Consider the following 21,326-nt stretch of genomic DNA (forward strand, 5'->3'; position numbering starts at 1 on the left):
TCCTCCACATGGTTCTAATTTAGCCGCGCCCCCAAGCGGGTGACTATCGACACGGCCCGTTTCGTTCAGCCGTCCGGCGGACGGCCGCATGACTGACGCACCACCAGCCGGCACGGCAGTTTTCTGATGCCCGGCAGAGCGGGTTCGCCGCCGACGAGCGAAAGCAAGGCAAGGCCGGCCTCGCGGCCAAGTGCTGCGAGATTCATGTCGACCGAGGTCAGCGGCGGGCGGGTCGCCTCGGCGACGATCTGCCAATTGTCGAAACCGATGACGCCAACCTCGTCCGGCACGCCGATACCGCGCTCGCGCAAGGCGTCGATGACGCCGCGCGCGATCTGGTCGTTGCCGCAGAAGACGGCATCCGGCTGCTCCCCCCTGCCCGCCTCGCCATCGAACAGTTTTGCGACCGCCTCATGCCCCCAGGCCTCCGACCATGGGCCGAGCAGCGGCTCCACGACCGGCAGGCCGTTCTCGGCCAGCACCTCGCGATAGGCCTGTGCCCGCGCATGCACCACGGCAAAGCTCGCCGGACCGCTGACATGGGCGATGCGCCGCCGCCCGAGCCGGCAAAAATGCTCGACCGCCAGCCGCGCCCCGCCGGCATCGTCGGACACGAAAGCGATGGCGTTGGGATCGGGCTCGGTGAAGGCGTAGATCGCCGGAATGCCGAGATTGGCGAGGTCGACCGGCAGATGGCGGTCGATGCGCTTGCCGGTGGCGATAATGCCGTCGACGCGCTTGTCGAGCATGGCATCGACATGCAGCTGGGCAAGGCGCGGATCGTCCTCGACATTGCACAAAAACACCGAGACGCCGGCATCGACCAGCGCATCGGAAACGCCGGCCATCAGCGGCAGCGAAAAGCGGCCATAGGTGTCGTTGGTCAACAGCCCGACGGTAAAGGAGCGCCGCCTGAGCAGGCTCTGCGCCAGGCTGTTCGGGCGAAAGCCAAGCCGCTGCGCCGTCTCGCGAATCCGTGTCCGCGTCTCGGCCGTCATCCTTCCCTGCCCGTTCAGCGCTTTCGAGGCCGTGGCAACGCTGACGCCGGCAATCGCCGCCACTTCACGCAGGGTGACGGGCTGCTTGGCAGGCGTTGGCTGCACGTCGGACGCCATGATTTTGGTATCGATCCTCCCGGTTGAGAAAAGCTTTTCTCTTATGGCCCCTGCGGGTGCCGAATGGTGAGGTCAGCGGACGCAGGGCGATGTGGGAAAAGGTTTTCTCAAGGGGGAGATTAGGACGAAGGATGTGGTGATGGCAAGGGGGAATGGTCGCTCAGCCGGCACCGCGATCGAATAATCGCGGTGCCGCAGTCAACCCGTACGGCTAGCAGCTCTCAGTCTGCGGATCGCACGCCTTGTTTTTCTGCTTCTGCGGCTTGGCCGCCTGTTCCGGCTCGGCCTGCTGCTGCTCGGTGGGCTGCTGCTTGGCCTTCTGCTTTTCAGGCTTGGCCGCCTGCTCCGGCTCGGCCTGCTGCTGCTCGGCGGCGGGCTGCTTCCTGGTCTTCGGCTTCTCAGGCTTGGCCGCCTGCTCCGGCTCGGCCTGTTGCTGCTCGGCGGTGGGCTGCTTCTTGGTCTTCGGCTTGCCAGGTTTGGCCGCCTGCTCGGGCTCGGCCTGCTGCTGCTCGGCGGTGGGCTGCTTCTTGGACTTCGGCTTCTCCGGCTTGGCCGTCTGTTCGGGCTCGGCCTGCTGCTGTTCGGCGGCGGGCAGCTTCTTGGTCTTCGGCTTCTTAGGCTTGGCCGTCTGTTCGGGCTCGGTCTGCTGCTGCCCGGCGGCCGGCTGCTCCTTGGTCTTCGGCTTCTCAGGTTTGGCTGCCTTGCCGGGCTCGGCCTGCTGCTGCCCGGCGGCGGGCTGCTCCTTGGTCGTCGGCTTCTCAGGTTTGGCGGTCTTTTCCGGCTCGGCCTGTTCGGTCGTTGCAGCGCCTTCGGTCGGCTTCGATTTACGGCCAGCCTGAACCTGCTTCACCTCCTCGATGTCTTTAAGCTTGGCTGGTTTGGCATCGGGCTCGGCTTTCACCTCGCCTTCAAAGACCTTGACCGTATCGTTTTCCAATTTGCCGGCCTGCTCGGGCGCGTCGGTCTTGCTGACCTTGACGGCAGTCACCTTCTGGTTCGTCTCCTTCTCGACCACATCGACATCAATGACTTTGTTGATCACCACATTGTTCTGGACCGTCACGTCACCGGCCGGCTCGGCCGACTCGACAATGCGCACATACTGCGGCTCATCACGGATAACGACGGTGGAAACGTCCTCAGCAAGGAACTCGCGGGTGGGGACGACAACCCAGTAATAATCCGGCGTCGTGTCGATGGTCACCTCGATCGAAATCAGATCCGGATCGCGGCGCGGCGGCAGCGGAGCCCAAATCATGTGCTGCCTGTCGCGACGCCAACTCACCCATGCCGGCGCCCAACGCTTGCCCGGAACCCAGTACCAGCCGATATCGTCGGCATAGCCCCAGCGGCCGTAATGGTACGTCGCCCAGCCGAATGGCTCGTTGGACACCCACAGCCAGCCATACTGCTCTGTATAGGCCCAGTGTCCAACGGTATACGGACGCCAATCGTCAGGTACATCAGCCGGCACGAAAACAGACGCTCCGTGATACGACACCCAATCACCATAGGAAGACAGGTCCTCGTAGAACGTGCTGATCGAAACCTCGGTGGCAGCCCTCGCCTCGGACACGAGCGACAACGGCATGATCGGGTTGGGAATCTCGACGACCGTGAGTAGACAGGCGGCTACGCCGCCGAGCATCAGTCGCACCGCATGGTGGGTAAGGACGCGTTTCATCCTAATCCTCCTCAGAAACAGATCGCCCTTCATCCTACAAACCCGCCGGCCGCCGGATTGTTCCGCTTTGCTGACGTTAGCCGCATCCGGTCGGGCGACGACTTGGCGCCGCACGATGATGTTAGACATCAGAGTCGGCGGTACCGTCACGAAGGCGCGGCGACAGGTCGTTGCTCATCGGGCCGGACGGTAAAAGAGCCGCCGCAACAGGCTCTGCGCCAGGCTGTTCGGGCGAAAGCCAAGCCGCTGCGCCGTCTCGCGAATCCGCTCGCGCGTCTCGGCCGCCCCCTGCCCGTTCAGCGCTTTGGAGGCGGTGGCAACGCTGACGCCGGCGATAGCCGCCACCTCGCGGAGGGTGACGGGCTGCTTGGCGGGCGTTGGCTGGACGTCAGACGCCGTGATTTGGATATCGATCCTCCCAGGTGGGAAAGCCTTTCTCTTATAGGGGTGCGGGGTGCCGGATGGTGAGGTCAGCAGATGCCGCGCGGGATGGGAAAGGTTTTCTCAGAGGCGATTAGGGGAAGGGTTTGGGGATGGCAAGGGGGAATGGCGAACGAAGGATGGGTAGCGGACGGCTAGCCAGCCCAACCCTCTTTCAGGCATAAGATTCGCGTGAAGGGTTATGGCTGCGACAAGAGATTCAATAATCGCAATTTTATGGGCGCTATCTATACACGCGGATTTCGAGTTTGAGGCAGATTGATGCAGAATCGGTATGCAGGCGACATAGGCGACTACATCAAACTCGCGCTACTTAGGCATTTGAGTGTGGGCAGAACGCTTGGAATAGCTTGGTATCTTGTCGCCGACGAAAGTCACAATTCGGATGGACGGCACGTCCGTTATCTTTCTGACCCGATCCACTGGCGCCATTTAGACCCAGAATTATTCGATAAACTCAATGAAATAACTATCACCCAGCGATCAATTCACGCCATTGAAAAGTCTGGAGCGCTGGATGCATTGTTTTTCAGTGAAAGCAATATTAGCGCAACTTTGCCTGCACGCATCAGATCACAATGGCGAGAGGCTTGGTTCGGGCGCGCTGTTCGTTCCCTTTCTAACTGTGACCTTGTATTCGCAGATCCTGACAATGGCATTGTGGATGACCAAGAATACCGTCGCTCCGAGAGGTGCTTCAGCAAGCAGATTCCAATAAATGAGGCGATAGCATTAGCAGAACGTCGAACCCTTGTCGTCTATCATCATAACTCTCGATTCAAGGGTGGACATGAATTAGAAGTTAATCATTGGCGTAACAAATTCCCTTATCGAACAATTGCCGTTCGAGCGAACGCGTATAGCTGCCGGACTTTTTTTATCGTCAATCCGGACACCCAAATTATCGACCGATCACGTGATTTCTGCGCTCGTTGGTCCTTACAAAAAATCTCTTTGCAGGATTAACTTTGTATAGTTCTTTATGGCGCAGTTCGCCCTTGATCCACTTTCAGCTTCTCCTCAAGAGCAGAAAGTCTCTGCTTCAACACTTCAATTTCGCTAGGTACCGTTTCCAACGGAGCAATTCGGCCATCGACTCCTTTTAGTTCGCTTGAAAGCTCATCCTTCGAGCTATCGATATAGCTTTTATACAACTGATATTGGCTCGCTGTTGTCGAATAGTGCGAGTAAAGTAGCGCCGCCACAGCCACAAAAGACGAAGCAAGCGCGATCCAGCCGATCTTTCTAAGATTACCTTCGGATCGCTTGGCTATCTCCTCGGAACTGGAAGCCACTTGTTCCGCTTTCTTAGATGTTTCAAGTGCCTCCTTCGACTGCACGTTCGCCTCAGCCACCGCCAAAGGAATCGAGCTTTGAATTGCCACTGATTTCCCGTCTTGGAAACGCATAGAGGCCTTTCGTATGAAGGCCTCTATGTCCCAAAACCCTGAATTAGAAGGCGCCACTCCTATGGCGGCCGCTCCAGTCACGTCCGACGTAGTCTTGGTGAATTCAAGCCAGATCAAACCTTCTTTGATCGGAATGTCGTAGGGTTCAGACGTTAGATTGTGCAAGGGTATGCATAGCTTCCCCCAGAATCCCGGATCCACCAGTGGTCCCGTGCCAAGAAGGAGTCCGCGATGGACATGTCTAATCTGAAGATTGAAACGAACTGCAATGTACTCAGGTAGACGAAATTCTAGATCACACTCTACAAAAACAATAGAATTGGCGGGAACATGAAGATAACCGGCATCGAACGGAACTGAGACAAGATTCCCATTCCTAAATTCGAATGCTTTAGAGCCAATTCTTCCCTCGTAGGAAGCTTTCTTTAGCCTCGGCCGATCTCCTCCTTCAAAGAATGGAGATATGAAACCTGTCGCCAAAACATACGCCTTGGTGTGCTCGGCGGAGAGCAGCGATGGAGGTATGTTTTTATTTAGAAGTGGATCAGGCTTGCCTTTCAGAGCGCGTGCTATCTCTGCCGCTCGGTCAGGAGTAAGGGTTTCCCGCTCCGTCATGCCTGTCGTCATGTTTGATGGCCAACCAACTCGACCACGTCAAAGCCGGAAAATCCTAACCAGTCAATTTTCCGGCCAAGTTCGGACATTATCCGGTCGATAAATCTTCGCACGGGAGCATTAGTTCGCGAGAGATCAGACTCCGGGCCAACATAGTCCACATGATTCATTACCAATCGTGTAGGCTGGTTGGCATTGATTGCACGACGAACTAACTCAGAATCGAAAAAGCCAACTCTTCGTACCTTTTGCGTCACTGTTGTGAACTCGCGCAGATCCTTTTTTAAACCTGCCGCGCGAGCAATCTCTGGCCACGTGGTTTCACCTGGAAGTGGGCCAGAATCTCCCGCCACTCTTATGGGGAAAGAACGGATGACTAATGTGATGTCATCTACATCAAGAGGACTCAACCCCGCCTCAGCCAATGCGCCCGCCGCTGTCGTTGTTCTTGCTGTCGCTTTTGGCCAATACCCGCCGTCCAGGAGAGAAAGGCCGAAACCTTGAGTGCCTTCTATTATCACTCGTTGAAAATCATTCAGTTGATCGCGCAGCAAATTGGCCACATCAGCGACATATGGCTGAAGCTGGGCGACATCGGATGCCATTGGGCTAGAAAGGCCCAAATTGGCTGCACCACGGGCGGCTGCAGCAACCACGGCCCCCCCCACACCCGAGCCAGTGGAGCCGATTGAGGCAATCAACGCCGCGTTCCGTTCCCAGTCCTTATGTTCCTGTGTAATGATACGCGCTGTGGGGCTAATCTTGACTCGATCCACTGGAAAGTTGAGAGCGTCGATCTCACTTAGCAAAAGCTCGATATCGATATACGATCCGGCCGGGAATATGACATCCACATTTCGATCGATGCAGCCGGCGGGCATCTGTCTCAATGCCCATTTGTTGCCTGTTCGGTCATAGGCCGTATGGCCGGAATTCGGCCCACCAACTCGGACAAGCGTTACAGACTCCTTTGCTCTCCGAGCAATCTCAAGAGCAACCTTCCCTTTTCCCTCAGAACCAAATTGTCCGCCGACTACGATTGAGACCGGCATTTCCCTACCTCATCAATGCCATTTATCACACGCTTTGCCCGAGCTTGAAGGTCGGATTTCGTAGCATCATTGACAAGAATCTCGTGCGCTAACGGACGCAGTTCGCCGATCCTGCTTTCCACTTCTGAACGTGCCGCATCATCGAAACGCCCGTCCGTTTTCCGCTCCTGATACCGCACTCGCCTCACTGCCTCGGCTGCGTCTATGAAAATATGTTGAAAGTTCGCGCCGAACTTTTCCACCAGAAAGGCATGGTCTTCAGGAAAGCGCAGCCCATCAACGACAATTCTGTTGGCGCCCTCAACACGCTTTAACGTTTGTTCCGCTAGCCAATGCTGTCGTCCAGAGTCATTGATTTGGCGTCCCAATTCTTGACGGTTTGCCCGATCAAGGTTGCGGCCTTGCTCCTTGAGGAGCTCATCAATCACCAAGCTGAAGCGGGTGTAAGCGAATCCGTTCTTTTCTAGAACTTTGGCGAATGTTGTCTTTCCTGCAGCTATGGGACCGCTCACGCCTATAACTAAGGACCCGGGAGCAGCATCGAGCTTCGGAATGATCAATGGCGGTTCCTCCGCAGTCCCCAGCGCCTCGGAAAGACCCGCTAAGTGGAATGTGCCCACGAGTGCTGAGGTGATTGCATCGAGCTCGTCATGGGAGACATTACCCTCAACGTAGCCCCCCTCTATGCCGAACTCACAGAGCCCTAGTTTCAGCCATTCCACGCCAGCGCCCTTGCGGGGGATTCGCATGATATCTTGGGCGGCACCAGGGTAACTTTCGATGACAGGAATACCCTGTTGTCTGAGCACATTTGCAAGCCGCATGCCACGAGCTGTAAGTTTCTGCATGCTCGGCAAAAGGCACGGATAAACGTTCACACCCCGTCGTTTCAGTTCTCTTTCGCACTCTCTCATGATGCCAAATTTCTCACGGCCAGGGTCGGTGTCTTCCACCGTAAGTCTACCCGTCGGCAAACATAGCGGAGAATCCACCGATACAAGATCGGGCCTGGCATCTATAGTTCGCGCGAGAATAGCATCATCGCTAAAAAGGGTTTCCGTGCTGGCATGATTGCCATCCAATAGGCACCAACCGGAGCCGCGGCCTTCAGACCCGGTGAGATCGATGCCAACGATGCGAGCCTGTGCTGCAGGGCCATTTGCCAGGAGCTGATTGAAGTGAGGCGCGGAAACTAGATCAGGACCTGCCGGCCGAAGGGCGGGAAGATCAGTCCAGCCAACTGGCGCCGCCCAAGATAAGAATTTCGTAGGCCCTGTGAACAAATCCGGTTCGATCTGCACCAGTTCGAGCACTTGGTCAAATATGGCACCCATCGCAGCTATATCGGCGCGATTGTAGCGAACGAGCGTTTGGAGCGCGCCAAAATCGCCCCTTAGGTAACGATGCCATAACAACACGGCAGCAAAACCGTCCAAATCCCCGATATCGCTCCGCAGGTTGATGCCAAGCTGTTTCTCAATCGCCTTTTGTCCGCCCGTCAGCCCCACGCGGCGGCAAAGATACATGAGATCAAGATGGATCCCAGGCAGCGCCACGTCCGGGAACTCCTGCCGAATAAAGCGTTGGTCAAACCGGATGCCATTGAAGGTCACCAAGGCGATCGCGTTTTTCGCATCCTCTGCCAATCCGCGGTGGTGATCTCCCTTCACCATAGTGGAAGCACGCCCCCCGATCGACCAACCTATGACGGTGATTTCGTCGTAGTGGTGGCTCAGTCCCGTGGTCTCAATATCGAGGAACAACACCCGCTCGGGCTGCATCGCACACAAGGCGAGTTGCTCTCTTAGCCGGGAGGGAAGCGGGCTTTTGAGAACCGAAGACCAGGTTTCACCGATTGAAGGCGCTAACATCACGCATTCATCCCTATTGCGGCCCTATGAGAACTCTCAAGCGTTTGGAAAAATTGACGCAGGAACGCCATCTCAAACTTTGCGGCCAAACGCTCTCCCTTGGGCCGAAAAATTCGCACCGCTCTTCTCACCGTGTTATGTTTGCCACCCCGCCAAATGCTATCGCATTTTGGCGCCTGTTGGCGACCACCTCTGAGTCGTTATACAGAAAATACCAGATGCGAAGATGGTGCGCACCGGAACCTTTGACACATTGAAGCGAAAGAAGTCAGAATTCAAAGTCGGCCCATACGAGGTGACCGTCGAATCGATAGTCGACAATGCCTCGCGGCTGCACGACTATGGATTTGACAAAGCGACCTGGTACCGAGGGGTCAGATTGATGCAACGCTACGGCTCGGACAAGGCTCTCGAACTAATGGACGATCGTGCCGACAGAGCGCTGGCCCGAAGCGACATCGTTATATGCAAAAAGTGGCGCGATTTGATGGCAGTAATTCACGCGATTGAGAATGACGAGCCCCAGCCAACTGACCGGGTCCATTAGCCACCGCCTGACACCCACTCAACGGACCACGTGCTTTTTGGGTCGCCTAACAGTGGAGTCAATTCGTGACACAAATTGCGTAGCCTCTCATCTACCGTCCATGGCGCATTGCAAATTATCATTCCGCTTCCCGCCAAGCGCGCGCCGTCTCTTAGATAGGGCACAAACTCGGCTCGCAGTATCTTCTGAAAACCCGCGGAAACTGCGGCCCCAGCCAATACATCTCCAATCGTCGAGTCCTTGATCGGGTACCATACAAGGAATATCCCAGTTGCCCATTTTTTCGCACCCTTCTGAAGGGCGTTCGCAAGTCGCTTGGTCTCGTCTTTTCGCTCAAAAGGTGGGTCAATGAAGACCAATCCCCGGCGCTCTGGCGGAGGCAATAGTGCCCCAATCGCTTCATAGCCATCGCGTAGCTGAACTGAAACCCTTCGGTCGCGTTTGTAACGCTCTAGCAAGAACTCTCCATCCTTCGGATGCAATTCGCAAGCTACCAGACGATCGCCGTCCCGGAGCATGTTCCGGACTATCTCCGGCGATCCCGGGTACGTCCTAAGTCCGCCTCTGTTCAAATCGCTTAATAGAGTGGAGTAGGAGGGCGCAGAAGCTAGTTTCTTGCCGAGAACTCTCCCGACGCCAGCGTCTTTTTCGCCTGTTCGATTGGCTTCATCCGAGGTGAGATCATACGATCCGATACCCGCGTGCGTGTCCAACACCATAAAGGGCTGCGCTTTCTGCGCTAGACGCTCAAGTATGATCGTCAAGGCAGCGTGTTTGAAAACTTCGGTGTGATTGCCGGCGTGAAATGCGTGCCGATAATTCATGAATGCTGCTCTCAACAGGTGGACCGAAGGTATCATGCCGTTGCCGGATGCGGTCAGGCAGCTGAAGCAGGGCAGCGGCGGCAACATCTATGTGCATGCCAGCCTCAGCGTCGCGCAGCGATTGCTGCGCCATCGCCTTGTCGACCGCATCGGCCTGCTCAGCTATCCCGGTGCCGTCGGCCAGCGCAAGCTCTTCTTCCCGCCCGGCGCGCAACTGCCGCTCGCACCAGGCGAAGGTTCTGATCCGCCCTTTCTTGCTGCTGCGGACTTCTTGATTCAGCCACAAGCCCAAATTGCTGGATTTAGCAGCCCAGGAAGCGTAGGCTTGGTTTTTGGTTCAGCGATGGAACAGAGACTAGCCGCAATTCTGGCTGCCGATATGGCGGGCTACAGTCGGCTAATGGAGGCCGATGAATCCGGCACGCTCGCACGCCTTCGCACCCATCGCATAGAACTGGTCGATCCCGCCATCGCGAAGAACAAGGGCCGGATCATCAAGACCACCGGAGACGGCATGCTCGTCGAGTTCCAGAGCGTGACCGATGCGGTGAAATGCGCGGTGGAAATCCAACAGCGCATGAAACGGCGCAATTCGGATGTGCCGCAAGAACGGCGTATCGAATTCAGGATCGGCATAAATCTCGGCGACATCATTTTCGACGATGAGGATATTTTCGGCGACGGCGTCAATATTGCCTCGCGCATCGAACAACTCGCCGACGTCGGTGGTATCTGCGTGACCGCAGCGGTGGCGACCCAGATTGCCGACCGTCTCGAAATTGCCATGGAGGACCTGGGCGAGAAGACGTTGAAGAACATCAGCCGCCCGGTTCGCCTCTATCGCGTTGGGTTTGACAGTCCTGCCCTGCCAGAAGTCGAGGCAAAGCGATCCATCTCGAAACCTTCGATAGTGGTGCTGCCATTCAGCAACATGAGCGGCGACCCCGAGCAGGAATTTTTCGCGGACGGACTGACCGAGGACATCATCACCGAATTGTCTCGCCACCATGAGTTGTTCGTCATCTCGCGCAATTCCGCCTTCGTCTACAAGAACCGCGCCGTGAATGTGCGCGAGGTGGCCGAAAAACTCGCCGTCCAATACCTGGTGGAGGGAAGCGTCCGCAAGATCGGCGACAGGGTGCGCGTGACGGTTCAGCTCATCGACACGGCGAATGACGCTCATATCTGGGCAGACAAATATGACCGGAAGCTGGACGACATATTCGCTATACAGGATGAGGTGACCGCGGCGATCGCAGCCACGCTGCCCGGTCGTGTCGAGGCTGCTCAGCGGGACCAGCTTGCGCGGGCGAAACCTGCAAACATGGCCGCCTATGAATGTGTGCTTGCCGCCAAAGTGCTGCATCACCGAAGCACGATTGCGGATAATGAACGCGCGCAAACCTTGATAGAAAGGGCCGTCACGCTGGACCCCGATTATGCCCATGCCCATGCCTGGCGGGCCTGCATTCTTGGCCAGGCCTGGGTGCATAACTGGTGCAAAGACAGGGATGCCGTCTGGAACAACATCATGGCAGCGCTGGACAAGGCGCTGGCGCTGGACAACAACGATGCCGATGTCCACCGCATCCTCGCGGCAGTGAACGTGAACAACAATGAGCTGACCACAGCGCGCTACCATCAAGAGCGGGCGCTGGCCCTCAATCCCAATTACGACCTCGTGGTGGTGCAGCAAGGCGAGTTATTGACGTGGCTGGGGAGGCCGGAAGAGGGAATTGAATGGATCCGCAAGGCAATGCAGTTGAACCCGCACCACCCGGAGAGGTTCTGGAGCCATCTGGGAAAGGCGCATTTCGCCGCGCGCCAGTATGGCGAGGCGATCGAAGCTTTCATGCATCTGTCGACCATGGACTCTGTTCAGCACGCTTTCGCCGCTGCCTGCTACGGCTGGCTCGGCGACGAAATCGCGGCCGCAGCGCATCTAGGCAAGATCAGAACGCTCGATCCCCAATTCGACCTCGATTCATTCATCGCCACCCTGCACTATGCCCAGGAGTCTGACGTGCAGCACGTCCGCGAAGGACTGCTGAAAGCCGGTATTGCCAAGCTGTAGGCAGCCCGTGATTACGAACCAGATCCAATCGGGGACAGGCAAAAAGACTGCCCACCACCCGACGCGGACCTTGTGGCATGACCGGACGGCGGGCGGGCCGGAGAAGCTTTTCCCATGGTATCGGTCTTTGAAGGGGAAAGCCCCTCCCCCTGACAAAGCGCGGCGCTAGTTGACGGCGCAGTTCGCACAAGACCCGCACGGCCGCCCCGACAGAAGGAACCCGCCATGAGAAAACTCATCATCACCGAATTCATCAGCGTCGATGGCATTGCCGAGGTCGAGAAGCTGCCGAGCGTGGCCTGGAACGATGAGATGCAAAAGTTCAAGGACGACGAGCTTGCCGACAGCGGCGCCATGCTGTTGGGGCGCACGACTTATCAGATCTTTGCCGGCTCGTGGCCCAAGGAGACCGGAGATTTCGCCGACCGCTTCAACGCGCTGCCGAAATATGTCGCCTCGACCAGCTTGACTGCGCTCGACTGGCAGCCGGCCGAGCTGCTGCAGGGCGCCTTGCCGGACGCGGTCAGAGGGCTGAAGCAAGGCAGCGGCGGCAACATCTATCTGCATGGCAGCCTCAGCGTCGCGCAGGAATTGCTGCGCCACGGCCTTGTCGACCGCATCAGGCTGCTCAGCTACCCCGGTGCCGTCGGCCAGGGCAAGCTCTTGTTCCCGCCCGGCGCGCAATTGCCGCTCGAGCTGATTTCCGCCACGCAATTCAGCAACGGCGTGGTGGCGCTGGAGTATGCGGCTGGGATGGGGTGATGAAGGCTAATCTCCCCCCTTGAGGGGGAGATGCCCGGCAGGGCAGAGGGGGGCGCGAAGGAACGCCAGCCTTCTTGATGGGCTGGGAACTTGCGTGCGTACGCTATGCAACCGACTGATAGGTCGGCGGGACAGCGCCCCCCTCTGGCCTGCCGGCCATCTCCCCCTCAAGGGGGGAGATCGCAGCTTTGGCCATCAGCGCCCGCGCCCGCCTGCCTCCACCTTCTGCACGGCCGCGATCAGCATCTCGACGAAGCTGGTCACCTTGGGCGGCCGGAAGCGGGCGGCGGGGTAGACTGTGTAGATGCCGCCGGAGGGCAGCCGCCACCCGGGCAGGATCTGCACCAGCCGCCCGGCGGCCAGTTCGTCCCGCACCAAAAAGTCCGGCAGCACCGACAGGCCGGCGCCGGCGCGGACGGCCGCCAGCACGGCCGGCGTCGCGTCGATCGAAATCGTTGCCTGCATGCGCACGGCCTGCTGCTCGTTATCGCTTCGCGAAAACTGCCATAGCAGCGGTTCGCGCAGCGCCATGTTGGCGACGAAGGGCAGCCCGGCAAGGTCTTGCGGTTCGCCGGCGGTGAAGCGGCCTGCAAAGCCGGCGCCGCATACCATGAATTGTTGGAAGGTGCCGATGCGCCGCGCCTGCAGGCTGGAATCGGCCAGCCAGCCGACACGGATCGCCACGTCGATGTGGCCGGAAACCAGGTCGATCGTCTCGTCGCCCAGCGTCAGCTCCACCCGGCAGGCGGGATAGCGCGCGCTGAAGGCGGCGACCACCGGCACCACCGCCGACGTGCCGTAGTCGTTGGAGGCGGCGATGCGCAGCGTGCCGGTCGGCTCGGCGGCGGCCTGCGCGAGCTCGTCGAATGCATCCTCGGCCTGCTGCAGGACTTGCAGGCAGCGGGCATGGAATGTCCGGCCGGCCTCGGTCGGATGGACGCGCCGCGTCGTGCGGATCAGCAGCGTCGTACCGACATCGCGCTCCAGCCGCGCCACCTGCTGGCTGACGACCGCCTTGGTGATGCCCAGCCGCTCGGCGGCCCGCGTGAACGAGCCGGCGTCGACCACCGCAGCGAAATAGGCCAGCCGGTTCAGGTTCATGCTTCGCTCATGGCAGTTTCATTGTCAGGCAATGGCATACATTACGTCTATTTTGTCGGCCTTCAATACGCATTCCGCTTTTGCCATCTTGCGGGCATGGAGGCTGCGCGCCGCCGAATCCACCATTCCCAGGAGACATCCATGTTCACACGGAGAGCCATCATGAAAACCACCCTCGCCGCCGGCGCCGCCGCGGTCTTTGCTCCCGCCGGGCTTGGCCATGCCGCCGGCGGGCTTTCCTGGAAGCATTTTCCCGCCGGGCAAAACGGCTTCTTTCGCGCCCCGGTGCTGGTCTCCGGGGCGACTGAAGCCGTGCTGATCGACGGCGGTTTCACCTACCCCGACGGCCGGGCCGTGGCCGAGGCGATCAAGGCGACCGGCAAGACGCTCACCACCATCTATGTCAGCCAGTCCGACCCGGACTATTATTTCGGCCTCAAGCCGATCAAGGAAGCGTTCCCGCACGCACGGGTGATCGCCGCGGCCGAGACGGTGGCCGCCATCAACGGCAATGTCGAAAAGAAGCTCGCCGTCTGGGGGCCGCAGCTGAAGGAGAATGGCCCGCAGGCGCTGGCCGACGTCGTCATCCCCGAAGCCTTCGACGGCAAGACGCTCAGCGTTGATGGCGAGAGCATCGAGATCATGGCCGCGGAAGGCCTCGCCAACCGGCGCTATCTCTTTGTGTCGTCGCTGAATGCGGTGTTCGGCGGGGTGATGATCTTTGCCGGCGTGCATGTCTGGACCGCCGACACGCCGACCAGGGAACTGCGCGCCGCCTGGATCGCCAATCTCGAAAAGATCGCAGCGCGCAAGCCGGCGATCGTCGTCCCCGGGCACATGACGCCTGAGGCCGCTACGGACCTTTCAGGCGTCGAGCACACCAAGACCTATCTCGTCGCCTTCGAGGAAGAACTGGCCAAGGCCAAGGACGCTGCCGCGCTGAAGGGCGCCATGGAAGCCCGCTTCCCCGGCCTCGGCATGGGCGTTGCGCTCGACATCGGCTCCAAGGTTGCCACCGGCGAGATGAAGTGGGGCTGAGATGGGCGCCAATCGCGAGCTGATCCGCGCCACCTACGAAGGATACGCTCATGGTCCAGCGGGCGCTGACGCCGGACGCCTGACGGCTGTTATCCGCCGAGACGGTTGATGCGCTTGCTGGCTTCGGCTTTGGCGCGGGCATCGACAGTCTTTTCGATCTCGCGCTTCAGCTCGTCCTTGATCACCACCGTCTCGGCCATCAGCGCCTCGACCTTCATGAAATCGAGCACGCGGTATTTCGACACCGCCGGCCGGATCAGAATGTCGGGCCGGCTCTGGTTGAGTTTGCTGGCGATGATCGACTGCATCATCAGCTGCGTGGCGCCGAACATCAGGTCGACGGAGGTCGGGAATTTGCGCCCGGCCTCGGTCGGCGCGCCGACCACGTCGACGGCGATGATGATGTCGGCGTCGAGCTCGATTAGGTCGAACGGCACGGGATTATAGATGCCGCCGTCGATCAGCAGCCTGCCGTCGCGCATCACCGGGCGGAACACCGCCGGGATCGCCGCCGAGGCGGCCAGCGCCGAATGCAGCTCGCCCTCGTCGAGCACCGCGAGCTTGTGGCCATAAAAGTCCGTTGCCGTCACCTTCAGCGGTATTTTGAGTTCGGCGAAGGTCTCGGGAATGGCGTCGGGCAGGAACGCCTTGAGGATGCGCTCGACATTGAACTGGCTGACCCGCAAGCCGCCCTGCACCGCCTCGGCAAAAGTGCCGGGCCGCGCCCGCCACATGCGCGTCGCCACTTCGGCGCGGCGGCCGAGAATCGAGCGCGTATAGTCGTGGATGTCCTTGCCGGTCATGCCCGAGGCCATGCCGGCGCCCATGATGGCGCCGATCGACGAACCGGCGATTGCCGCCGGCCTTATGCCGAGCTCGTCCAGCACCTCGATGACATGGATATGCGCCAGCCCACGCGCGCCGCCGCCGCCAAAGGCGATGCCGAAGCTAGGCGCCATTTTGGGTGCCATCTGGCCACAGGGCAGCCGCTCCCGACAGAAGACGGCGTGGAGACCCGCAGTTGTCGAAGTCGGCGCTGCCCCTCACCTGCCTGCCGGCATCCTCTCCCCGTATAGTGACGGGGAGAGGGGCGCTGTCGTCGCCGATTTCGCCAATAACCAGCGTTGCAAGAAGGGCGCTGGCCCTGCGGCCAGACCCCTTCTCCCCGTCACTATACGGGGAGAAGTGCCCGGCAGGGCGATGAGGGGCGGCGCCAACGTCCGAAAAACGCGGGCAACAGCTCATTCCTTGCTTCCCAGCTTCGGCCCGACCACCATGACGGCCGGCTCGGCGGAGAGCAGCTTTTTCGCCGCCGCTTTCACCTGGTCCAGCGTCACCGCGTTTATCAGGGCGGCGCGGCGCTGCATGTAGTCGATGCCGAGCTTGCCGAGCTGGATCTCGACCAGCGTTGAGGCGATCGCGCCGGAGGAATTCAGATTGTTGATGGCATAGGCCCCGATCATGTATTTCTTGGTCGCCGCCAGTTCGGCTTCGGTCGGCCCCTCCTCGGCCATGCGCTTGACCACGTCGCGCACCACGGCCAGCGTCTCGGCCGCCCTGTCGGCGCGGGTCGAGGTGGTGATGGACAGCGCCTCGGAATGCTGGTGGTCGACGAGGTCGGAGCTGACGCTGTAGGCCAGGCCGCGCTTCTCGCGCACCTCGTCGAACAGCCGCGAGGTGAAGGTGCCGCCGCCGAGAATCTCGTTCATCAGCACGGCGGCGAAGAAGTCCGGCGCATTCCGCTTCACGCCGGGATAGGCGAGTTGCAGCGAGGCCTGCGGCTGGTCGTAGACGACCTCGAGCTGCTGGCTGAGCTTCAGGTCGATGTCGGGAACGGGCGTAAGCGCCTGCTTTTCCGGCAGGCTGCCGAACACCAGGTCGAGCTTCTGCTTCAGCGTTTCAGCGTCGATGGCGCCGACTACCGCGACATGCAGGCCGTCGCGGGCGAAATTCGCCTTGTGGAAGGCGCTGAGATCGGCCGGCGTGATCGTCGCGATGCTTTGCCTGGTGCCCTGGTCGGGCCGCGAATAGGGATGCCGGCCGTAGATCGCGTCCAGCCATTTGCGTTGGGCGAGCGTATCGGGATCGCGCTCGTTGGCGATGATGCCGGACAGGATCTGCGCGCGGATGCGGTCGATCGGCACCTGATCGAAGCGCGGCTGGTTGACCGCCACCCGCAGCAGGTCGAAGGCGCCGTCGCGCTGCTCGGCCAGCATGCGCATCGAGCCGTAGATGCCGTCGCGTTGCGCGTCGAAGCTCATCTCTGCACCGACATCGTCAAGCTTGATCTGGAAGGCCTCGCTGTCGAGGTCGCCGGCACCTTCGTCGAACAGGCCGCTCATCAGATTGGCAAGCCCTTCCTCGCCGGGCGGGTCCTGCGTCGCGCCGCCATCGAAAACGAAGCGGATGGCGACGATCGGCACCGAATAATCCTCCACCAGCCAGGCGGTGATGCCCTTCGACGAGGTCACCTCCTGGATGTTCATGGCCGCACGAGCCGAAAGCGCCGGCAGGATGAGGAAGAGAAGGGAGAGGAGCAGGGTTGCTAGAAGAGAGCCGGTGCGCCAACTGCCGAGGTCGGCGCCGCCCCTCATCGCCCTGCCGGGCACTTCTCCCCGTATAGTGACGGGGAGAAGGGGCTGGCCGCTGTCCCGGCGCTCGTTCTGCAAACGCTGGAGATTGGCGAAATCTTCGACGAAGGCGCCCCTCTCCCCGTCACTATACGGGGAGAGGATGCCGGCAGGCAGGTGAGGGGCAGCGCCAACTCTCAAGCTCATCATCACATCAATTCCCAGCCTGGGTTTGCGGCAGAAGATAGCCGGTCGTTGCGTGGTCGAGATTGAGATAGCGGGCAGCGACTTCCTTGACCCGGTCGGCGGTGACCTTGCGGATGCGGTCCGGCCATTGCTGGACGTCCTGGACGTTGCCGCCGGTGGCAAGCGTCGAGCCGTAGATGTTGGCCATGTCCTCCTGCTTGTCGCGGGCAAAGATCATCGAGCGGACGAAACGGTCCTTGGATTTTTCCAGCTCGTCGCTGGTGACGCCGTCTTTCGCGATGCGGGCGATCTCGGCGTCGACCGCGGCTTCGATGTCGGCAAGCTTGGCATCGCCGCGCGGCGCGCCGTAGACGGTGAAATTGGTGTCGTCGAGCATGGTGCCCTGGAAGAAGGCGCCAGCCTCGGCGGCGATGCCTTGCCTGACGACAAGCTCCTGGTAGAGCCGGCTGCGGTTGCCGCCGCCGAGGATTTCGGACAGCACGTCGAGCGCTTCGGCTTCGCCGGGCTTTGCCGTGTGATAGGACGGAACCACCCATTGCGTGGTGAAGCTCGGCACGCTGACGCGCCCGTCGGTCAGCGTCACCGTACGCCTGGTGTTCTGCTCGGGCTCAACGGGGCGGATGCGGGGCGGCAGATCCGGGCCACGCGCGATCTTGCCATAGGTCTTTTCGGCTAGCGCCTCGACCGTTTCCGGTTCGACATCGCCGGCCACCACCAGCACGGCGTTATTGGGCGTGTAATATTTGTTGTAGAAAGCTATCGCGTCGGTGCGGTTCAGCTTCTCCATCTCCTGCATCCAGCCGATGACCGGAATGCGGTAGGGCTGGTTCTGCCACAGCGTGGCGTCGATCTCCTCGTCGAGCACCGCCTGCGGATTGGAATCGATGCGCGAGCGGCGCTCCTCGAGGATGACGTCGCGCTCGGTCTTGATGACATCGTCGTTGAGGATGAGATTGCGCATGCGGTCGGCCTCGAAGCCCATCATCTCACCGAGCGCCTGCGGCAATACCGTCTCATGAAAGGCGGTGTAGTCGTAGGAGGTGAAGGCGTTGTCCGAACCGCCGATGGAAGCGACGGCGCGGTCGAGCTCGCCGGCCGCATGGTTGCTGGTCGCCTTGAACATCAAGTGCTCGAAGAAATGGGCAATGCCGGACTTGCCCGGCGGCTCGTCGGCACTGCCGATCTTGTACCAGACCATATGGGTGACGATCGGGGCGCGGTGATCGGGGATGACGACGACCTCCATGCCGTTGTCGAGCAGGAAATCGGTCACGACGCCGTCGTCAGGATTGTTATCCGCCAGAGCCGGCGCGGCCATCACCAAAGCCAGCCCCAAGAGCGTTCCGCGCAGCCATTCAGCCTGAAATGTCATAGATGGCTCCGGTTTGTGGTGGGACGATAGGCGGGGTTGCTGGTCGAGGCAAAGCGAATTGTTCGTCATTTTGAAGGCGCTGGTTCCTCGCCAATCGCGGGGGCCTCACCCAACCTCTATGAACCTGATGACCGTCTCGCCATAGTTGCGCTCGTCGACAACCGAAAAGCCCGGCCCTGCCTCGAACGGTGCCGCCGCCGCTTCCTCAATGACGCAGAGCGCGCCGTGGGCGAGCCAGCCGCCGGCCTTGGCCGAGCGCAAGGCGCGTTCGCCAAGGCCTTTGCCATAGGGCGGATCGGCAAAGACCAGGCCGAATGCGGCGATGGTGCCTGCCTCGCCCAAGGCCGTCGCGTCGCGGCGGAATATCTTGGTGCGGCCGGTGAGGCCGAAAGCTTCGACATTGGTGCGGACCAGGCCGCGCCCTTCGGCGGATTCCTCGATGAAGACAGCGTAGGAGGCGCCGCGCGACAGCGCTTCGAGGCCGAGCGCGCCAGTGCCGGCGAACAGGTCGAGCACGCGCGCGCCGTCCAGTCTTTCGGGAAAGCGATGCGCCAGCACGTTGAAGACCGCCTCACGCGTGCGGTCGGTGGTCGGGCGGATGGCAAAGGTGCGGGGCGTCGCCAGCGGGCGCCCGCGAAACTCACCGCCGACGATCCGCATTGCTTCCCTTCGGGCCGCCACGCGGCCGGTCGCCACCACTATCCGGGCGCTCGCCGCGCGGTTTGCCGAACGGCTTTGCATCGCCGCCTTGCGGCTTGCCGCCAGGCTTGCCGTAAGACGGCTTGAACGAGGCCTTACGCGCCTTGTTTTCTGCCGCCTTGACGGCGTCTGCCTCCGCCCTGCCCTTGCCGATCGGCCGTGCGCCCGGCGCCATCCAGACATTGGCCTTGCGCTGGCCCGGCGGCTCGATCGGCCGCTGCTCGCGTTCGGATTTTTTCCCACCGAAGCCGCCACGAGGCTTGTCGCCATGGGGTTTGTCCCCGAAGTCGCTGCGTTCAGGTCTGGGGCCACGCTCGCCAAAGCTCTTTTTCGGCCCAAAGCTCCTGTCAGGGCTTGTCGACAGCTTGCCGAGCGCTTCGTCGCGGCTGCCCTCGCGCCGCTTGCGGTTCTTGATCAGGCCGCCCTCGCCGATCGGCCGCCGTTCGCCGTCACGGGTGAATTTCGGCCGCTCGGGCTCCTCCTCCCGCTCACGCCTGACCGGTTTGTTGGAAAACGGCTTGGCGATATCGGCGTCGAAATTGGCGCCTGATTCCTCGACCAGTCGCTCGCCGAGCTGGTCGCGCAGCACGCGGCCCTTGATCTCCAGCACATGGCCCTCCGGCAAATCGTCAAGCTGGAACGGCCCGTAGGAAATGCGGATCAGCCGCGTCACGTCGAGACCGAGCGCGCCCAGGATGTTCCTGACCTCGCGGTTCTTGCCTTCGCGCAGGCCGAGTGTCAGCCAGGCGTTGGAACCCTGCTCGCGGTCGAGCGTCGCTTCGATGGCGCCGTAAAAGACGCCGTCGACGGCAATGCCTTCGCGCAGGCCGGCAAGCGCGCTTTCCTCGACCTTGCCGTGGACGCGCACGCGGTATCGCCTGAGCCAGCCGGTCGCCGGCAGTTCGAGCACGCGCGACAGGCCGCCATCATTGGTGAGCAGCAGCAGGCCTTCGGTGTTGATGTCGAGCCGGCCGATGGTCATCAGCCGCGGCAGCCCGGGCGGCAGCACGTCGAAGACGGTCTTGCGGCCTTCGGGATCGCGGTTTGTCGTGACCACGCCGGCCGGCTTGTGGAACAGGAACAGCCTGGTGCGCTCGATCGGTGGGATCTCCATGCCGTCGAGATGGATGATGTCGCCGGGCATGACGTTGAAGGCCGGCGAGGACAACACCTTGCCATTGACCTTGACGCGGCCGGCCGCAATCAGTTCCTCGGCGTCGCGGCGCGAGGCCAGGCCGGCACGCGCCAGCCGCTTGGCAATGCGTTCGCCGGCTTCTTCCGTTGCCTCGACGCGACGCGGGCGCGGCTTGAAGCCGCCCTCCGATGCCACCTGCGCCCTCTGTGGCCCATGGGGCCGATCGCCGCCAAAATCACGTTTAGGACGATCGCCGAAGTCACGCTTGGGACGGTCGAAGCGCCTCTCGCCGCGCTCGCCTTCGGCAGCTGCTGGCCGGTCGCCGCGCGGTGCGTAAGGCTTGCGTGGACCTTCGCTCTTTTCATAGGGCGTGCCCTCCGGACGCGGCCCTTTGCTGAACGGCCTGTCGCCGCCCTTGAAGTCGCGCTTCGGCCGCTCGCCTTCGGCAGTTGCTGGCCGGTCGCCGCGCGGCGCATAGGGCTTGCGTGGACCCTCGCGCTTTTCATAAGGCTTGCCTTCCGGACGCGGCCCTTTGCTGAACGGCCGGTCGCCACCTTTGAAGTCGCGCTTCGGCCGTTCGCCTTCGGCCGCCGCCGGCCGGTCGCCGCGCGGAGTGTAGGGTTTTTTGGCGCCGAAGGACGGCTTGCCGCCCTTGCCGGGAGCGCTATCGCGACCGCGCGGCCCTGCCGGCTTCGGGCCGGCCTTGCGCGGGAATTTCTTGTTTTTGTCGTCCATGTGGCCTTTGCTCGTTTGCGCGGGTAGTAACAGGATCGCGCTCTAGTGGCGAGGAGATAATCGGAATGGAAACCG

At 61.0% G+C, this 21,326-nt stretch carries 17 protein-coding genes and 1 pseudogene; 5 read left to right on the forward strand and 13 right to left on the reverse strand.

From position 1 onward, the window contains the following. Nucleotides 1-65 precede the first annotated feature (65 nt). From AC0L2Y_RS24800 to AC0L2Y_RS24810, 3 genes and pseudogenes are all read right to left on the reverse strand, one after another. Entirely contained in the window at nt 66-1,115 is a 1,050-nt protein-coding gene (locus AC0L2Y_RS24800) for a LacI family DNA-binding transcriptional regulator (RefSeq protein WP_473560159.1), read from the reverse strand. A gap of 211 nt (nt 1,116-1,326) precedes the next feature. Then, nucleotides 1,327-2,799, reverse strand: a complete 1,473-nt coding sequence (locus AC0L2Y_RS24805) for a DUF6600 domain-containing protein (RefSeq protein WP_473560160.1) — start codon at nt 2,797-2,799, stop codon at nt 1,327-1,329. A gap of 198 nt (nt 2,800-2,997) precedes the next feature. Then, nucleotides 2,998-3,201: pseudogene (locus tag AC0L2Y_RS24810) on the reverse strand (LacI family DNA-binding transcriptional regulator); the annotation flags it as partial. A 300-nt stretch (nt 3,202-3,501) separates the two neighbouring features. Here AC0L2Y_RS24810 and AC0L2Y_RS24815 point away from each other — a divergent pair. After that, a complete protein-coding gene (locus AC0L2Y_RS24815; protein WP_473560162.1) occupies nt 3,502-4,206 on the forward strand; it encodes a hypothetical protein in 705 nt (234 codons plus the stop codon). A gap of 14 nt (nt 4,207-4,220) precedes the next feature. On the opposite strand, the gene AC0L2Y_RS24820 is transcribed toward AC0L2Y_RS24815, so the two are convergent. The 3 genes from AC0L2Y_RS24820 to AC0L2Y_RS24830 are packed head-to-tail and all read right to left on the reverse strand — an operon-like array spanning nt 4,221 to nt 8,187. After that, nucleotides 4,221-5,276, reverse strand: a complete 1,056-nt coding sequence (locus tag AC0L2Y_RS24820; protein ID WP_473560164.1) for a dCTP deaminase/dUTPase family protein — start codon at nt 5,274-5,276, stop codon at nt 4,221-4,223. After that, a complete protein-coding gene (locus AC0L2Y_RS24825) occupies nt 5,273-6,316 on the reverse strand; it encodes an adenylosuccinate synthetase (protein ID WP_473560165.1) in 1,044 nt (347 codons plus the stop codon). The genes AC0L2Y_RS24820 and AC0L2Y_RS24825 overlap by 4 nt, the downstream gene beginning before the upstream one ends. Beyond that, entirely contained in the window at nt 6,298-8,187 is a 1,890-nt protein-coding gene (locus tag AC0L2Y_RS24830) for a ribonuclease H-like domain-containing protein (protein ID WP_473560167.1), read from the reverse strand. Before AC0L2Y_RS24830 ends, AC0L2Y_RS24825 begins: the two co-directional genes overlap by 19 nt. A gap of 226 nt (nt 8,188-8,413) precedes the next feature. Between AC0L2Y_RS24830 and AC0L2Y_RS24835 the strand changes: the two genes are divergently transcribed. Next, complete coding sequence (locus tag AC0L2Y_RS24835; protein WP_473560169.1) at nt 8,414-8,734, forward strand: hypothetical protein; 321 nt, start codon at nt 8,414-8,416, stop codon at nt 8,732-8,734. Here the strand turns inward: AC0L2Y_RS24835 and AC0L2Y_RS24840 are convergent. Then, nucleotides 8,731-9,645, reverse strand: a complete 915-nt coding sequence (locus AC0L2Y_RS24840; protein WP_473560171.1) for a 23S rRNA (adenine(2030)-N(6))-methyltransferase RlmJ — start codon at nt 9,643-9,645, stop codon at nt 8,731-8,733. The genes AC0L2Y_RS24835 and AC0L2Y_RS24840 overlap by 4 nt on opposite strands. Here AC0L2Y_RS24840 and AC0L2Y_RS24845 point away from each other — a divergent pair. Both AC0L2Y_RS24845 and AC0L2Y_RS24850 read left to right on the forward strand, forming a co-directional pair. After that, nucleotides 9,557-11,632: an adenylate/guanylate cyclase domain-containing protein gene (locus AC0L2Y_RS24845; protein WP_473560172.1), complete on the forward strand. Its 2,076-nt coding sequence runs from the start codon at nt 9,557-9,559 to the stop codon at nt 11,630-11,632. The genes AC0L2Y_RS24840 and AC0L2Y_RS24845 overlap by 89 nt on opposite strands. Before the next feature lie 225 nt (nt 11,633-11,857). Further along, nucleotides 11,858-12,394 carry a dihydrofolate reductase family protein gene (locus AC0L2Y_RS24850; RefSeq protein WP_473560174.1) on the forward strand — a complete coding sequence of 179 codons (537 nt, stop codon included), beginning with the start codon at nt 11,858-11,860 and terminating at the stop codon, nt 12,392-12,394. Nucleotides 12,395-12,589: 195 nt separating this feature from the next. Here AC0L2Y_RS24850 and AC0L2Y_RS24855 read toward each other — a convergent pair whose 3' ends face one another. Then, nucleotides 12,590-13,495 carry a LysR family transcriptional regulator gene (locus tag AC0L2Y_RS24855; protein ID WP_473560176.1) on the reverse strand — a complete coding sequence of 302 codons (906 nt, stop codon included), beginning with the start codon at nt 13,493-13,495 and terminating at the stop codon, nt 12,590-12,592. A 141-nt stretch (nt 13,496-13,636) separates the two neighbouring features. Between AC0L2Y_RS24855 and AC0L2Y_RS24860 the strand changes: the two genes are divergently transcribed. Next, nucleotides 13,637-14,533, forward strand: coding sequence for an MBL fold metallo-hydrolase (locus tag AC0L2Y_RS24860; protein ID WP_473560178.1), 897 nt, complete (start codon nt 13,637-13,639; stop codon nt 14,531-14,533). A gap of 89 nt (nt 14,534-14,622) precedes the next feature. On the opposite strand, the gene AC0L2Y_RS24865 is transcribed toward AC0L2Y_RS24860, so the two are convergent. The 5 genes from AC0L2Y_RS24865 to AC0L2Y_RS24885 all read right to left on the reverse strand — a co-directional run bounded on the left by AC0L2Y_RS24865 (nt 14,623) and on the right by AC0L2Y_RS24885 (nt 21,251). Then, entirely contained in the window at nt 14,623-15,492 is an 870-nt protein-coding gene (locus tag AC0L2Y_RS24865) for a patatin-like phospholipase family protein (protein ID WP_473560181.1), read from the reverse strand. Nucleotides 15,493-15,774: 282 nt separating this feature from the next. Next, the gene (locus tag AC0L2Y_RS24870) at nt 15,775-17,127 is read right to left on the reverse strand and encodes a M16 family metallopeptidase (protein ID WP_473560245.1); all 1,353 of its coding nucleotides are present in this window, start codon (nt 17,125-17,127) and stop codon (nt 15,775-15,777) included. A gap of 190 nt (nt 17,128-17,317) precedes the next feature. Further along, nucleotides 17,318-18,682, reverse strand: coding sequence for a M16 family metallopeptidase (locus tag AC0L2Y_RS24875; RefSeq protein WP_473560182.1), 1,365 nt, complete (start codon nt 18,680-18,682; stop codon nt 17,318-17,320). A 105-nt stretch (nt 18,683-18,787) separates the two neighbouring features. After that, nucleotides 18,788-19,342 (reverse strand): 16S rRNA (guanine(966)-N(2))-methyltransferase RsmD, encoded by a 555-nt coding sequence (gene rsmD, locus AC0L2Y_RS24880; protein ID WP_473560184.1) that lies wholly within the window; start codon nt 19,340-19,342, stop codon nt 18,788-18,790. Further along, nucleotides 19,323-21,251 carry a pseudouridine synthase gene (locus AC0L2Y_RS24885; RefSeq protein WP_473560186.1) on the reverse strand — a complete coding sequence of 643 codons (1,929 nt, stop codon included), beginning with the start codon at nt 21,249-21,251 and terminating at the stop codon, nt 19,323-19,325. The genes rsmD and AC0L2Y_RS24885 overlap by 20 nt, the downstream gene beginning before the upstream one ends. Nucleotides 21,252-21,326: the final 75 nt, after the last annotated feature.

The sequence above is a fragment of the Mesorhizobium sp. WSM4830 genome (assembly GCF_055811495.1).

Coding starts and splice junctions, on each gene's coding strand:
- AC0L2Y_RS24865 (WP_473560181.1), bottom strand. CDS start 15,492: ATGGCGCCTAGCTTCGGCATCGCCTTTGGCGGCGGCGGCGCGCGTGGG.
- AC0L2Y_RS24875 (WP_473560182.1), bottom strand. CDS start 18,682: ATGACATTTCAGGCTGAATGGCTGCGCGGAACGCTCTTGGGGCTGGCT.
- AC0L2Y_RS24840 (WP_473560171.1), bottom strand. CDS start 9,645: ATGTTGCCGCCGCTGCCCTGCTTCAGCTGCCTGACCGCATCCGGCAAC.
- AC0L2Y_RS24885 (WP_473560186.1), bottom strand. CDS start 21,251: ATGGACGACAAAAACAAGAAATTCCCGCGCAAGGCCGGCCCGAAGCCG.
- AC0L2Y_RS24825 (WP_473560165.1), bottom strand. CDS start 6,316: ATGCCGGTCTCAATCGTAGTCGGCGGACAATTTGGTTCTGAGGGAAAA.
- AC0L2Y_RS24830 (WP_473560167.1), bottom strand. CDS start 8,187: ATGTTAGCGCCTTCAATCGGTGAAACCTGGTCTTCGGTTCTCAAAAGC.
- AC0L2Y_RS24870 (WP_473560245.1), bottom strand. CDS start 17,127: ATGAGGGGCGGCGCCGACCTCGGCAGTTGGCGCACCGGCTCTCTTCTA.
- AC0L2Y_RS24860 (WP_473560178.1), top strand. CDS start 13,637: ATGTTCACACGGAGAGCCATCATGAAAACCACCCTCGCCGCCGGCGCC.
- AC0L2Y_RS24845 (WP_473560172.1), top strand. CDS start 9,557: ATGAATGCTGCTCTCAACAGGTGGACCGAAGGTATCATGCCGTTGCCG.
- AC0L2Y_RS24820 (WP_473560164.1), bottom strand. CDS start 5,276: ATGACGACAGGCATGACGGAGCGGGAAACCCTTACTCCTGACCGAGCG.
- AC0L2Y_RS24855 (WP_473560176.1), bottom strand. CDS start 13,495: ATGAACCTGAACCGGCTGGCCTATTTCGCTGCGGTGGTCGACGCCGGC.
- AC0L2Y_RS24835 (WP_473560169.1), top strand. CDS start 8,414: ATGGTGCGCACCGGAACCTTTGACACATTGAAGCGAAAGAAGTCAGAA.
- AC0L2Y_RS24800 (WP_473560159.1), bottom strand. CDS start 1,115: ATGGCGTCCGACGTGCAGCCAACGCCTGCCAAGCAGCCCGTCACCCTG.
- AC0L2Y_RS24815 (WP_473560162.1), top strand. CDS start 3,502: ATGCAGAATCGGTATGCAGGCGACATAGGCGACTACATCAAACTCGCG.
- AC0L2Y_RS24805 (WP_473560160.1), bottom strand. CDS start 2,799: ATGAAACGCGTCCTTACCCACCATGCGGTGCGACTGATGCTCGGCGGC.
- rsmD (WP_473560184.1), bottom strand. CDS start 19,342: ATGCGGATCGTCGGCGGTGAGTTTCGCGGGCGCCCGCTGGCGACGCCC.
- AC0L2Y_RS24850 (WP_473560174.1), top strand. CDS start 11,858: ATGAGAAAACTCATCATCACCGAATTCATCAGCGTCGATGGCATTGCC.